At 60.8% G+C, this 14,052-nt stretch carries 13 protein-coding genes; 5 read left to right on the top strand and 8 right to left on the bottom strand.

The window, feature by feature from the left end:
- Positions 1 to 97 precede the first annotated feature (97 nt).
- Entirely contained in the window at positions 98 to 451 is a 354-nt protein-coding gene (gene uraH / locus ACP15P_RS02955; protein ID WP_424926999.1) for a hydroxyisourate hydrolase, read from the top strand.
- On the opposite strand, the gene ACP15P_RS02950 is transcribed toward uraH, so the two are convergent.
- Positions 431 to 1,366: a LysR family transcriptional regulator gene (locus tag ACP15P_RS02950; protein WP_424926998.1), complete on the bottom strand. Its 936-nt coding sequence runs from the start codon at positions 1,364 to 1,366 to the stop codon at positions 431 to 433. The two genes, uraH and ACP15P_RS02950, sit on opposite strands and share 21 nt — an antisense overlap.
- A 103-nt stretch (positions 1,367 to 1,469) precedes the next feature.
- Between ACP15P_RS02950 and ACP15P_RS02945 the strand changes: the two genes are divergently transcribed.
- From ACP15P_RS02945 to ACP15P_RS02935, 3 genes are all read left to right on the top strand, one after another.
- Entirely contained in the window at positions 1,470 to 2,714 is a 1,245-nt protein-coding gene (locus tag ACP15P_RS02945; RefSeq protein ID WP_424926997.1) for a urate hydroxylase PuuD, read from the top strand.
- 193 nt (positions 2,715 to 2,907) lie between these two features.
- The gene (gene mgrA, locus ACP15P_RS02940; protein ID WP_424926996.1) at positions 2,908 to 3,957 is read left to right on the top strand and encodes an L-glyceraldehyde 3-phosphate reductase; all 1,050 of its coding nucleotides are present in this window, start codon (positions 2,908 to 2,910) and stop codon (positions 3,955 to 3,957) included.
- The gene (locus ACP15P_RS02935) at positions 3,954 to 5,561 is read left to right on the top strand and encodes a glycoside hydrolase family 43 protein (RefSeq protein ID WP_424926995.1); all 1,608 of its coding nucleotides are present in this window, start codon (positions 3,954 to 3,956) and stop codon (positions 5,559 to 5,561) included. The genes mgrA and ACP15P_RS02935 overlap by 4 nt, the downstream gene beginning before the upstream one ends.
- 9 nt (positions 5,562 to 5,570) lie before the next feature.
- Here the strand turns inward: ACP15P_RS02935 and ACP15P_RS02930 are convergent, their stop codons facing one another.
- The 7 genes from ACP15P_RS02930 to alr form a co-directional block, all read right to left on the bottom strand.
- A complete protein-coding gene (locus ACP15P_RS02930; protein ID WP_424926994.1) occupies positions 5,571 to 6,254 on the bottom strand; it encodes an SDR family NAD(P)-dependent oxidoreductase in 684 nt (227 codons plus the stop codon).
- The gene (gene purF / locus ACP15P_RS02925; protein WP_424926993.1) at positions 6,251 to 7,705 is read right to left on the bottom strand and encodes an amidophosphoribosyltransferase; all 1,455 of its coding nucleotides are present in this window, start codon (positions 7,703 to 7,705) and stop codon (positions 6,251 to 6,253) included. Before purF ends, ACP15P_RS02930 begins: the two co-directional genes overlap by 4 nt.
- 73 nt (positions 7,706 to 7,778) lie before the next feature.
- On the bottom strand, positions 7,779 to 8,336 hold the full coding sequence (locus ACP15P_RS02920; protein ID WP_424926992.1) for a CvpA family protein: 558 nt from the start codon (positions 8,334 to 8,336) through the stop codon (positions 7,779 to 7,781).
- A 12-nt stretch (positions 8,337 to 8,348) separates the two neighbouring features.
- The gene (gene radA, locus ACP15P_RS02915) at positions 8,349 to 9,722 is read right to left on the bottom strand and encodes a DNA repair protein RadA (protein ID WP_424926991.1); all 1,374 of its coding nucleotides are present in this window, start codon (positions 9,720 to 9,722) and stop codon (positions 8,349 to 8,351) included.
- A 21-nt stretch (positions 9,723 to 9,743) separates the two neighbouring features.
- Complete coding sequence (locus ACP15P_RS02910; RefSeq protein ID WP_424926990.1) at positions 9,744 to 10,511, bottom strand: ABC transporter ATP-binding protein; 768 nt, start codon at positions 10,509 to 10,511, stop codon at positions 9,744 to 9,746.
- Positions 10,508 to 11,299 (bottom strand): MlaE family ABC transporter permease, encoded by a 792-nt coding sequence (locus tag ACP15P_RS02905; protein WP_424926989.1) that lies wholly within the window; start codon positions 11,297 to 11,299, stop codon positions 10,508 to 10,510. The genes ACP15P_RS02910 and ACP15P_RS02905 overlap by 4 nt, the downstream gene beginning before the upstream one ends.
- 11 nt (positions 11,300 to 11,310) lie before the next feature.
- The gene (gene alr / locus ACP15P_RS02900) at positions 11,311 to 12,366 is read right to left on the bottom strand and encodes an alanine racemase (RefSeq protein ID WP_424926988.1); all 1,056 of its coding nucleotides are present in this window, start codon (positions 12,364 to 12,366) and stop codon (positions 11,311 to 11,313) included.
- Between the two features lie 295 nt (positions 12,367 to 12,661).
- Here alr and mgtE point away from each other — a divergent pair, with 295 nt between their 5' ends.
- Entirely contained in the window at positions 12,662 to 14,044 is a 1,383-nt protein-coding gene (gene mgtE, locus ACP15P_RS02895; protein WP_424926987.1) for a magnesium transporter, read from the top strand.
- Positions 14,045 to 14,052 lie beyond the last annotated feature (8 nt).

Raw genomic sequence — 14,052 nt, 5'->3', positions numbered from 1 at the left:
AATTTCTTTCTCGAAATTCGAGAAAGACTTTTAATTTGAATTCGGTTTGGATTGGATGGCAAGCGGTTATGGATTTTTCCGATGTCAGGAGCGCGCGATGCCAGGATACCTCACCACCCATGTTCTCGATACCGCCAAAGGCTGCCCGGCCCAGGGACTTGAGATCCAGCTTTTTGCGATCGAGGGGGAGAACCGTCGCCTGATCCGCACGCTCAAAACCAACGACGATGGCCGTACCGATGAGCAGATCCTGCCGGAAACCGAGTTTGCGACCGGGACCTATGAACTGGTCTTTCATGCCGGCGCCTATCTGGACGCCAGCGGTGTCGCGCCCGAAACGCCGCGGTTTCTCGATGTGATCCCGCTTCGTTTTGGCATGTCGGAGCAGGCCCATTACCACGTGCCGCTGCTGCTCTCGCCGTTCGGGTATTCAACCTACCGGGGCAGCTGAGGTCTTCGCGGCGGCTTCAAGCGCGGGTTTGATCCGGTCCACCATGAAGGTGATGAACAGCCGCGCCTTGGGGTCCTGACGCCTGCGGTGACCAAACAGGCAGCCCAGCTGGACCGGTTCCGGGGGATTGTCCTCAACGACCGGCACCAGCGCGCCCGAGCGCAGATGCTCCGCCACCTCAAACAGCGGCTTGAGAATAATGCCCTGACCATTGAGCGCCCACGTGGTCAGGACATCCCCGTCATCGGACTCGAACGGACCCTGCACCGAAAACTTGCGCAGGCCCTCTTCGGTTTTCAGCGCCCACTGAAACTCCGGCGACCCAGGAAACCGAAGCAGCAGGCAGTCGTGATTTTGAGAAATCAGATCCTGGCCGGTTTTCGGATGCCCCCGGCGTCGAACATAATCAGGTGACGCACATAAAATCCGCTCGCAGTCGGTGATTTTGCGCATCTTAAGCGCGGAGTCCTTCGGATTGCCGAGGAAGAAGGCGAGGTCGAGGCCTTCCGTCGACAGGTCAATCTTGCGGTCCGAAAGGCGCAGGCGCACGTCAATCATCGGATAGGCGCTTTTGAACTCGGGCACCGCCGGAGCGATGAACCTCCGCCCGACCCCGAGAGGGGCTGCGACGAATATCGTGCCGCGCGGGTTCATCGTCACGTCGTTGACATCCGCCTCCGCCTGCTCAATCGCCTCGATGATCCGCAGCGCGCCATCATAGAAAATCTGCCCCTGTTCGGTGGCGTGCAGCATCCGTGTCGTCCGCTGAAACAGCCGAACGTTGAGATGTGTCTCAAGCTGGGAAATTCTGGACGAGGCGACCGCAGGTGAAATACGCTGATCCCGTGCGGCGGCGGACATGCTGCCAAGCTCATAAACCCGGATGAAGGTCTTTATGTTTTCGAAGTATGACACGGCCGATTTTTAGGGTCAGTTTGAAACTGTTTGGATTATTTGGCAATTCCGAACAATAGGTTTGGGGGGTATCAGTGGTCAAGAATTATCATGGAGGTGGTGAATGTTCGAGTTGGCAATAATCTGGGACTGGATTGCGTTTGCGGTGAGGTGGGTCCACGTGATCACGGCCATCGCCTGGATTGGATCTTCGTTCTATTTCATCGCCCTGGATCTTGGCCTGCGCAGGGCTGAGGGCATGCCGGCCGGCGCCCATGGCGAGGAATGGCAGGTTCATGGCGGCGGGTTTTACCATATCCAGAAATACCTCGTGGCCCCGGAACGCATGCCCGACCACCTCACCTGGTTCAAATGGGAAAGCTATGCCACCTGGCTTTCCGGTGCGGCGCTGTTGATGATCGTCTACTGGGTCGGGGCTGAGCTGTTCCTGATCGACCGGGCGAAAGCCGATCTGACCGTTTGGCAGGGTATCCTGATCTCCGCGGCCTCGCTCTCGATCGGCTGGCTCGTCTATGACCGTCTCTGCAAGTCGAGCCTTGGCGACCGCCCGACCGTCCTGATGCTGCTTCTGTTCGTGCTGCTGATGGTGATGGGCTGGGGCTACAACCAGATCTTCACCGGCCGCGCCACGATGCTGCATCTCGGCGCCTTCACCGCCACCATCATGACCGCCAACGTGTTCTTCATCATCATGCCCAATCAGGAGATCGTGGTGAAGGATCTTCAGGAAGGCCGCACGCCCGATCCGAAATACGGCAAGATCGCCAAGCTGCGCTCGACCCACAATAACTACCTGACCCTGCCGGTTCTGTTCCTGATGCTTTCGAACCATTATCCGCTGGCATTCGGCACCGACAATAACTGGTTGATCGCGGGTTTGGTTTTCCTGATGGGCGTGACAATTCGCCACTATTTCAACACGCTCCACGCCCGCAAGGGCAACCCGACCTGGACCTGGTTTGCCACCGCCATCCTCTTTATCCTCGTCATGTGGCTCTCCACCGCGCCCATGTATCAGGAGCCGGATGAAAGCGCGGAAGCGCTGGAGATGACGCCTCGCCAGACCATGTTCGCCTCCGCCGAGGGCTTTGAGGATGCGGCCAATATCGTGAAGGGCCGCTGCTCCATGTGTCATGCCCGCGAGCCGTTCTATGAGGGTATACACCGTCCTCCGAAAGGCATCCTGCTTGAGAACGACCACGACATCGCCACTGCCGCCCGTCAGATCTATCTTCAGTCCGGCCTGACTCACGCCATGCCCCCGGCCAATGTCACTTTCATGGCGCCGGAGGAACGCGTCCAACTGGTCCGCTGGTATCGGGATGCAATTGCGGATCATGCCGGCTGAGCCATTGCTGCCGACCGTTCCCTCGCCGGCTTTTTTCGAGTGCGGGCAGGAGGTCGCAGGCCCGCTACGACGGGTTGATAGGGTAGTACTTTCCACCACCCAAAAGTATCGGTCCGCCGCCGGCGTTTCCGCTTGTGTTTCCGTCCCCTGGCCGTTTTGATCCGGGCAACAACAGTCATTCCGGGGGAAGAACATGGCCTATGCGCCTGCTGAAAATCGTTATGAGTCAATGGTCTATCGGCGCTGCGGACGGAGCGGTCTGAAGCTGCCGGCCGTTTCTCTCGGGCTCTGGCACAATTTTGGCCATGACACACCGCACCAGACAAAGCGCGACATATGCCGCAAAGCCTTTGACCTTGGCATCACGCATTTCGATCTCGCCAATAACTACGGCCCGCCGCCGGGATCCGCGGAGGAAGCCTTTGGCGAGATTTTGGCAACGGATTTCGCGGGTTACCGGGATGAACTGGTCATCTCGTCGAAGGCGGGATACCTCATGTGGCCGGGTCCTTACGGCGAGTTCGGCAGCCGCAAATACCTCATCGCATCCTGTGACCAGAGCCTGAAGCGCATGGGGCTCGACCATGTCGACATTTTCTACTCGCACCGGTTTGATCCGGACACGCCGCTTGAGGAAACCATGGGCGCGCTCGATTTCATCGTGCGATCCGGCCGCGCCAGATATGTGGGTATCTCCTCCTATAACTCGGAAAAAACCCGTGAGGCCGCGACGATCCTGAAGGAGCTTGGAACGCCCTGTCTCATCCACCAGCCGAGCTACAACATGCTCAACCGTTGGGTCGAGCGGGACGGGCTGAAGGACACGTTGAGGGAACTCGGCATAGGCTCCATCGCATTTACGCCTCTGGCGCAGGGCATGCTGACCGGCAAATACCTCAATGGCGTCCCGGAGGGCAGCCGCGCGACCCAGGGCAAATCGCTCAATCCCAACTTCCTCAACGAGCGTGCGATCGAGAACATCCGCGCCCTGAACGGCATCGCGGAGAAACGGGGTCAGACCCTGGCGCAGATGGCCATTGCCTGGGTGCTGCGCAACAACGGTATCACGACGGCGCTGATCGGGGCCTCCAAACCGTCGCAGGTCGAGGATTGCGCCGGTGCGGTGAACAACCTCGAATTTACCGACGCTGAACTGGCCGAGATCGATACCTACGCCGACGAGGAAAACATTAACCTCTGGGCAAAATCCTCCGGCACGGCTGAAGGGGCGGCGCAGCGATGATCCGCAATCCAATCCTCAAGGGGTTTAACCCGGACCCGTCGATCTGCCGTGTGGGTGCGGATTACTACATCGCCACCTCGACATTCGAATGGTTCCCTGGGGTGCAGGTCCATCACTCCCGTGACCTGGTAAACTGGAGGCTGCTGACCCGACCACTTACACGCGCGTCGCAGCTCGACATGCGTGGCAATCCGGATTCCGGCGGCATTTGGGCACCGTGTCTGAGTTACGCGGATGGTCAGTTTTGGCTGATCTACACGGATGTGAAACGGCAGGGCGGGGACTTCAAGGACGGCCACAATTATCTGGTGACCGCACCGGATATCGAAGGCCCATGGTCCGACCCCATTTTCCTCAATTCATCCGGCTTCGACCCGTCGCTGTTCCACGATGATGATGGGCGGAAATGGCTGTTGAACATGCAGTGGCGGCCTCTGACCGGTCCGTATGCGCTGAAGGCGGTGAATCCGCATTTCGACGGCATTCTGCTTCAGGAATATGACCACCAGGCTCAGAAGCTGACGGGAGAAATCCGCAACATTTTCGCGGGGTCTGAACGTGGTTTGGTGGAGGGGCCGCATCTGTTCAGGCGGGACGGTTATTACTACCTGACGGTCGCGGAGGGTGGCACGGGATACGATCATGCGGTGACCATGGCGCGGTCGCGTGACATCGCCGGGCCGTATGAGCTGCACCCGGAAACCTTTCTTCTGACTTCCCGCGATGCGCCTGGCGCGCGACTGCAGAGGGCCGGACACGGTCAGATGGTCGAGACGCCGGATGGCGATGTGTATCACACCCATCTCTGCGGCAGACCGCTCGACGGGGTGCGGCGTTGTCCGCTGGGGCGCGAGTCCGCGTTGCAGAAATGTGTCTGGGGCGAGGATGGCTGGCTCCGCCTGGCCCAGGGCGGTCTGGTCCCGGATGTGGATGTGCCGTCACCCACGGATGTCGAGCCTGAACCGGATGTCGCGATGGAGTACCATTTCGATGGACCGGTTCTGCCGATGGACTTCCAGTGGCTTCGCACGCCGCAGCCTGAGCGGATTTTCACCCTCACCGGGAATGCATTGCGTCTGATTGGTCGTGAATCCGTGGGCAGCCAGTTCGAGCAGGCCCTTGTGGCCCGGCGTCAGCAGCATTTCAACTACCGTGCGGAGACCCGTGTCGAGCGGTTTGATCCGACCAACTACCAGCAGGCCGCCGGACTGACGACCTATTACAACGCCCATAAATTTCACTGTGCCCTGGTCACCAGTTTGCCGGACCATGGCCGGGTCATTCTGGTGATGAGCAGCCTCGCCGACTGGCCCGATGGCCGCCTGACCTTCCCGATGGAGGAACCCATCCCGGCACCCGAAGGCCCGGTCGATTTGGCCGTAGAGGTGCGCGGCGCAGTGCAGCAGTTTCATTGCAAAACCGGTGACGGCGACTGGCAGCCACTTGGCCCGGAACTCGACGCCAGCCTGATCTCGGATGAGGCCGGGCGCGGGGAGGGCAATTCGTTTACCGGAGCCTTTGTCGGAATACTGGCCTATGACATCTCGGGCCGGGCCACGACGGCGGACTTTCCGTGGTTCAGATACGAGCCGCAGGACGGCTAAAGGCGGAGTTTATTCCGCCTCGCCGGAGACATCCTCAAGGCCAATCGCGGCGCAAAGCCGCGCCGCCTCGGAGCGGCAGGACGCCAGCCCTTCGGTATCCTCGCCGGGGAAGAAGCGCGCGCGCAGGGCGGTCGGCATCGGTGCTGGGGAAAACACGGTGACATGCGGGCCGGTCTGGCGGCTTTCGGCCGCCCAGGAGCGGATATAAGCGGCAGCGGCGGCTTTCGTCGCGCCATAGGCTCCGAAAAACGGCTGTCCCGCGCGGTCGTCATCCACATGCACAAATTGGCCATCCGGGGCGGCTTTGAGCAGAGGTTCCAGCATGGTCACGAGCCGTTGCGTGCCACGGAGGTTGATCTCGACCGACTGATCAAAATCCCGTTCGGCGACATGCGGTGCGGGTGATTGCGGTGGTGCGTGTGCGGCGCAGTGGATGGCCACATCGAGACTACCCCAGCGCTCGTGGATCGACAGGCAAAGCCGCTGCATCCCGCCGTCATCGGTGATCGACAGGGGCACCAGCGTCGGTGTCGGCCCGCCCAGAGCCTCGATGTCATCAGCCAGATCCTCAAGCCCGCCCACGGTCTTCGCCATGGCAATGACCTGATAGCCTGCAGCTCCCAGCATCACGCCCAGAGAATAGCCCAGGCCGCGGCTGGCTCCGGTGATCAGAACGGTCTTTGCAGTCGTCATTCCGCCGCCTTGGTCACAAACCCAGCCGAGATCCGGTCCGAGGGCCGGATGGGATAGTCACCGGAGAAACACGCGTCGCAGTACTGGGGTGATCTGGTATCCCGGCCTTTTTCCTCACCCGCCGCCCGGTACAGCCCGTCAAGGCTCACAAAGCGCAGGGAATTGACGCCAAGATATTTGCAGATCTCATCCTCGGACATGGTCGCGGCAATCAGTTTCTCCCGCTCCGGGGTGTCCACGCCATAGAAACAGGGCCAGGTTGTGGGCGGTGAGGCAATCCGGAAATGAACCTCGGCCGCACCGGCATCGAGAACCATCTCGCGGATTTTTAGACTGGTGGTTCCCCGCACAACAGAGTCGTCCACCAGAATTACCCGTTTCCCCGCAATCATCGACCGGTTCACGTTGAGCTTCAGACGCACACCCATGTTGCGGATCTGCTCGGTCGGCTCGATGAAGGTTCGACCCATATACTGGTTGCGCACAATACCCATGGCGAAGGGGATGCCGCTCTCCTGGGAGTAGCCGATTGCGGCCGGTGTGCCGCTGTCCGGGATGGGGCAGACCAGATCGGCCTCCACCGGGGCTTCCTTCGCCAGTTCGATACCGATGCGGCGGCGGGTCTCATAGACCGACTGGCCGCCGATAATGCTGTCGGGGCGTGAGAAATAAACGTGTTCAAAGATGCAGAACCGCGACGGACGGCGATCAAACGGGAAGGAGCTTTCAACACCGGACTCAGTGCAGATCACCATTTCACCAGGCTCAATCTCGCGCACAAATTCCGCACCGATGATGTCGAGTGCACAGGTCTCCGACGACAGGATCCAGCCATCGCCGATCCGGCCAAGCATTAGAGGCCGCACGCCCAGAGGATCACGTACGCCGATCAGCTTGGAGCGCGTCATCGCCACGACGGAGAACGCACCCTCAACGCGTCGCAGGGCGTCCTTCATGCGCTCGGGGATGTTCTTCTGAATGGACCGCGCCATCAGGTGGATCATGCATTCCGTGTCCGACCCGGACTGGAAGATGGATCCCCGCTCAATCAGTTCCTGGCGCAGGGCATGGGCGTTGGTGATGTTGCCGTTATGGGCAATCGCGCAGCCACCCATGGCGAACTCTGCGAACAGGGGCTGAACGTCACGAATCTGCGCGCCTTTCGCACCGGATGTGGAATAGCGCACATGCCCAATGGCGAGCGCGCCGGGCAGGGTTTCCATGAGTTTCGCAGAGGTGAAGTTGTCCCGCACATACCCGAACCGGCGCACGGTGTTGAAGCCTGTGGCCTGGGTGTAGCTGACGATACCGCCCGCCTCCTGGCCGCGGTGCTGGAGCGCGTGAAGACCGAGTGCGACGAAGTTTGCGGCATCCTGGATGCCGATGGCACCGAATACACCGCATTCCTCATGCAATTTGTCATCATCGAACGGGTGCGAGCAAATGGGCATCGGATTCGCCTGTTGTCTGTGCCTGCTGGCTGTATAGTTGCGCCGCAACATATTGTCACGGGTTTGACATCAACTATTCGGCACAGGACGCGGTAAGGTTTGTAAACTGGCTGATGATCCACTGGGGGCCATCCTCGGGGAGGCTCTCGGTCGCGGATGCCTTGAGATCGGCAAGAATGTCGAGCGTCCGGCTGTTATCGACCATCGCCACGCCGCCATCCGCGCCCATGACCTGATCGTAAATCACAAGCGCCACGATGATGAGAACGAATCCCCGGAGGACACCGAACAGGAAGCCCAGCCCCTGATCCACCGGCCCTAGCGCCGAGTTCTGGATGGCACCGGATATGATCGGTGTGAAAATGGAAACGATTACAAGGGCCAGGACGAAGGCAAGGGCAAAGCCGCCGAGGATCCCAAGCTCGCAGTTCGTCCCAATCAGGTCCTTTAGAACGGGAACTTCACGGATCAGCGGCTCAAATGTGGGCGCGAAAGTGTAGCCCACGACAGCCGCAATCACCCAGCCCGCAATGGAAAGGCATTCCCGCACCAGCCCGCGTGACCAGGCAAGTACCGCCGACAGCAAAATAACGACAAGTACGATGCCGTCGACCAGAGTGTAGCCTTCCATAAGTGTCCGTTCCTATCGGTCAATCTTTCCGAAACACTTTTCCATGAACGCGCCGAGGTCCGCAACCGTGTGAATGTCCAGAGAGTTACCGTCTGTGGTTTTTATGCCCTTCGGAGCGATGGCGGACTGGAAGCCAAGTTTCGCGGATTCGCGCAGCCTCGCTCCCGCCTGTGCGGTGGGACGAAGCGCGCCCGAGAGGCTCAGTTCCCCAAAGAACACCGTATCGGCGGGCAGGGCGTGATCCTGACGCGCCGACACCAGAGCGGCGGCCACGGCGAGGTCCGCCGCAGGCTCGGAAATGCGCAAACCACCAGCGACGTTGAGATAAACATCGCGGTCGGCAAAACTGATGCCAAACCGCGCCTCAAGAACCGCCAGCACCATGGAAAGCCTTCCGCTGTCCCAGCCAACAACCGAGCGCCGGGCGGTGCCGAGATGTGTAGGCGCCACCAGAGCCTGGATCTCCGCCAGCACGGGCCGTGTGCCCTCAACGCCCGCAAATACGGCTGAGCCTGGGCTTGGTTTGCCGCGTTCGGACAGGAACAGGGCGGAAGGGTTGGCGACCTCCTCAAGCCCGCGTCCGGTCATCTCGAACACGCCGATTTCGTCCGCCGGTCCGAATCGGTTTTTGACGGCGCGCAGAATGCGGAACTGATGCCCGCGCTCGCCCTCGAAGTAGAGGACGGTGTCGACCATGTGTTCGACCACGCGGGGGCCTGCGATCTGGCCCTCCTTGGTGACGTGGCCGACCAGGATGATGGAGACGCCGCGCCGCTTGGCAAAACTGACCAGTTCATGGGACGCCGCGCGGACCTGCGACACTGACCCTGGTGCGCTGGCAACGTGGTCGGCCCACATGGTCTGGATCGAGTCGATGATGGCCAGAGCGGGCCGTTCGGCGTCCAATGTGGTCAAAATGTCCCGTAAATTGGTCTCGGAGGCCAGTTTCAGGGGTGATTTCGTCAGTCCCAGCCGGGAGGCGCGCATGCGGATCTGTGCCGCGGCTTCCTCGCCCGAGACGTAAATGGCGCTGTTGCCGTTGCTGGCGAAGGCCGCGGCGGCCTGGAGGAGCAGGGTTGATTTGCCGATACCGGGGTCGCCACCGACCAGAATGGCGGAGGCGGGCACGAGGCCGCCGCCCAGAACGCGGTCGAGTTCGGCGACGCCACTGGTCTGACGCGGGGCGGGGGTGTCCTCGATATCAAGGCTCGACAGTTCAACGCGGTTGCCGCGTGAGGTGCCGAGGGAGTTTCCCTTCGGGCCGTCGGTCAGGCCCGTGTCCTCGGTTATGGTGTTCCAGGAGCCGCAACTGTCGCAGCGGCCAGCCCATTTCGAATGGGTGGCCCCGCATTCGGAGCAGACAAATTTAGCGGATTTTCGGCTCAATACTCTTTCCCGGTCTTCGGATCAACGCACCGCCGCGATCGGCCCTTCGGCACGGCCGTGGATGAATTGGTCGAGGTAAGGGTCTGAAGCCGTGTCCATTTCCCGGATATGCCCCGACCAGCGCACAAGGCCGCCATGAAGCATTGCGACGTGGTCGGACACGGTGCGCACGGTGGTCATGTCGTGGGTGATGGTGATTGCGGTCGAGCCGAGCTCCTCAACCAGTTCGCGGATCAACTCGTTGATGACCCCGGCCATGATGGGGTCCAGACCGGCGGTGGGCTCATCGAAGAATATGACCTCCGGATCGGTCGCGATGGCACGGGCCAGACCCACACGTTTCTGCATTCCGCCCGATATTTCAGCGGGATAGAGGTCCGCGACCTCCGGGGCGAGGCCCACTCGGCGCAGTTTTTCGATGGCAAGTTCGCGGGCCTGTTTCTTTTTCAGCGGTTTGCGAACATGGGTGTGGGTGTGGCGGAAGGAGACATTCTGCCAGACGGTCATGCTGTCGAAGAGGGCGGCGCCCTGGAAGAGCATCCCGAAATGTCGGAGGAAGGCGCGGCGATCCATTTCGTCAACCGGGGTGCCGTCGATGGTGATCTCGCCGCTGTCGTGGTGTTCGATGCCAAGGATGCATTTGAGCGTCACGGATTTTCCGGTGCCGGAACCGCCAATGATTACAAGGCTTTCACCCTTCATGACCTTGAGGTTTACCCCGGCCAGAACCCGGTTTTCGCCAAAGGCTTTATGGACGTCGCGCAACTCGATTTTTGGAACATCACTCACCGGAAGAACACCTCCGTCAGAAGGTAGTTCGCTGCGAGTACGAGTATCGAGGCGGACACCACCGCGTTTGTGGTGGCGCGGCCCACGCCCTGCGCGCCGCGGCCGGAATGGTAGCCGTGGTAGCAGCCCATCAGCGAGAGGATGAAACCGAAGGCGGCGGCCTTAACGAGGCCGGAGGTCACGTCGGAAGTCTCGAGGAAGTTGACGGTGTTCTGCACATAGGTCGCCGCATTGAAATCGAGGCGGCCAATGCCCACCAGACTGCCACCGAAAATGCCGATCACGTCACCCACGGCCACCAGGAGGGGCAGGGAGATTGTGGCGGCGGCAACCCTGGGAAGTACAAGGTATTTCATGGGGTTGGTGGAGAGTGTTGTCAGCGCGTCGAGCTGCTCCGTGACCTTCATCGTGCCGATTTCAGCGGCGATGGAAGAGGATACGCGACCGGCCACCATCAGTCCGCCCAAAACAGGGCCGAGTTCACGGACAATGCCAATGGCCACAATCGACGGGACCACCGATTCGGCGTTGAACCGCGACCCGCCCGCATGGATCTGAAGCGCGAGGGCCGCACCGGTGAAGAGTGTGGTCAGGCCAACGACGGGGAGCGAAAAATATCCAATGCGAATAAGCTGTTGCACCAGTTCGCCGGGATAGTATGGCGGTCGGAACAGGTGCGATACCGTGGTCAGGGCAAACATGACCAGGCTGCCGGTGCTGCGGCAGAGGCCGAGGACAGATCGGCCGATGGAGGCCAGAAAAGACTGAATAAGTGCAAGGATATACATGGTCTGCCCGCTTACTGCTGGCTCTCCTTGTAGTTGCGTTCGTAGCGGTCGCCAAGAGATGTCAGGAATTCATATCCGATTGTGCCCGCCGCATTGGCGAGATCGTCCACGGTCTGGTGTTCGTTGAGGATTTCAAGGTGCGAGGGCACGGTTTCCAACCCGGTGACATCGACCGTGATCAGGTCCATGGAGATGCGGCCAACCATGGGACAGGGCGTGTCGCCGGCATAGAGGCTGACCTGGCCGTTACCCGCTGTCCGCAGAAGTCCGTCCGCGTAACCTGCTGATATGGTTGCAACTTGCCGCGTCTCCGGCGCGGTCCAGGTTGCGCCGTAGCCGACGGATTCCCCTTCCTCCACCTCCCTGACCTGGATGACCGGGAGCGACAGTGAGACCACGGGAAGGCCGTCGGAGAAGGGCGCGCCGCCGAAAAGGCCGATACCGGGGCGGGTCAGGTTGTGGTGGAAATCGCTGCCCAAAAGGATGCCGCCGGTGGCGGCGAGGCTGCGGCGGAGGTCGGGGAAGTCGCGGGCGACGGTTTTGAATACCTGTAGCTGGCTGCGGTTCTGCGGGTGAGAAGGTTCATCGGCGCAGGCGAGGTGGGACAGCAGCAGGTCGGCACGGATTTTCGCAATGTGATCAGTGGCTTCCGTAAGGTCGGCGGGTTCAAGGCCGAGGCGGTTCATGCCGGAATCGATCTGAAGCGCGCTGGTATGGCCGGGGATGGCGGCGGCCATGCGGCGGATTTGGTCGACGCTGTTGAGACAGGGGGTAAGGTCGTAGTCGCGGCAGAGCTTCTCATCGCCCGGCAGAAGCCCGGACAGGATGTAGATTTTTGGTTTTATTCCAAGGATTTCGCGGAGTTCCGCGCCCTCGTCAGCCAGTGCCACGAAGAAGGTTTTGGCCCCTTCGGCGGCCAGTGCGGGGGCCGTGCGGGTGATGCCGAGACCGTAGGAATTCGCCTTTAGTACCGCTGCGGTTTCGGTGTCGCAGCCGGACAGGGCGTCGAGGGCGCGCCAGTTGCGGCGGATTGCGGTCAGATCGACGGTCAGTTTTGCTCTGGCCATGGCAAAAAAGCTCCCCGTGGTGGTCCGGAGGGTGTCCGGACTGGCACAAATTGCGGATGAAATGGCGCAATCAGGACTCCAGGTGGCACAGATTGAGAGTCAAATGGCACAGATTGCATGGTAAATGGCCGGATCCCGCAGGTTTCTGAACATGAAGCGCTGTCCCGTGTCATGAATTGGTCGTGCGCGCATCACAAGACAAAAATGCGTTTGACGGGTGCTTCTCCGGCTTCCATGCCGCGCGTGCATCTGTATGGTCGCGACCAGTCAGCTTATCAGGTTCCGGAGGGCAGAGATGATCGAAGAGGAAACGAAACCTTCGGATCAGGTGCGGGGTCAGAATCACCTCGATCATGAGACGTTTGAGGCGGTTGTCGCGGCGGTTGAGTCGGCGGACAGCGACCGGCTTCAGGAACTGCTCGAGCCGCTGCACGAGGCGGACATTGCCGACCTGATCGAGGAACTGGACCGGAACCAGCGGCGGGAGCTGATCCGGGTCTGGGGCATTGATGTGGACGGTGCGGCGCTCTCCGAACTGGAGGAGGGTGTCCGTGACGAGATCATCGCGGAGATGGGCGACGAGGCCCTGGCGGCGGCGGTTCAGGACCTGGAAACCGATGACGTCGTCTATCTGACCGAGGACCTGGAGGGGCCGCAGCAGGAACGCATCCTGCGTATGCTCGACGATGCCGACCGGGTCGCGGTGCGCCAGTCGCTGACCTATGAGGAATTTTCAGCCGGTCGTCTGATGCAGCGCGAGGTCGTGGTGGCGCCTGAGCACTGGAGCGTCGGGGATGCCATCGACTACATGCGGGCGGAGGATCACCTGCCGGAGAGCTTTTATGGGCTGGTCATTGCCGATCCGCAGATGCACCCGGTTGGCATGGTGTCTCTGGGGCGTTTGATGGGGTCGGCGCGGCCGACTCGGCTGAAGGATATTATGGAGGAGGACCTGCGCACGCTCAATGTGAGCCAGCCGCAGGAGGACGTGGCCTATATCTTCAACAAGTATCACATCATTTCCGCCCCGGTGGTGGATGATGATGGGCGGCTTGTCGGGCTGATCACCATTGATGACGCGATGGACGTTCTGGAGGACGAGGCAGAGGAGGACATGAAGCTGCTCGCCGGTGTGGGTGATGAGGAACTGAATGACGGGGTTTTGGAAATTGCCAAGGCGCGGTTTATCTGGCTGACGGTCAACCTGATCACGGCGATTTTGGCCTCAGTGGTGATTGCGCAGTTTACCGATACGATTGAATCCCTGGTGGCCCTGGCCGTTCTGATGCCGATTGTGGCCTCGATGGGGGGCAATGCGGGCACACAGACCCTGACGGTGGCGGTGCGGGCTTTGGCGACGCACAGTCTGACGCCCCGGAACATTCGCAGGTTTATCGGCCGTGAGGGGCTGGTGGGGTTGATAAACGGGGTTGGCTTTGCAGTTCTGATCGGGGTGCTGAGTGCCGTGTTTTATTCCAACTGGGCGCTGGGGGCTGTGATTGCCACGGCGATGATTGGAAACATGGTGGTCGCGGCCTTCGCAGGGGTGATGGTGCCGATTGCGCTGGACCGGCTGAAGCTTGATCCGGCGCTGGCATCGGGCACGTTTGTGACCACAATTACGGATGTGTTCGGGTTCTTTGCCTTCCTCGGGCTCGCTGGAGCGGTGCTGCTCTAGGGTCGCCG

The sequence above is a fragment of the Amaricoccus tamworthensis genome, assembly GCF_049800875.1.
Classification (GTDB): domain Bacteria; phylum Pseudomonadota; class Alphaproteobacteria; order Rhodobacterales; family Rhodobacteraceae; genus Amaricoccus; species Amaricoccus tamworthensis.
This window is presented reverse-complemented; position numbering and strand designations above follow the sequence as displayed.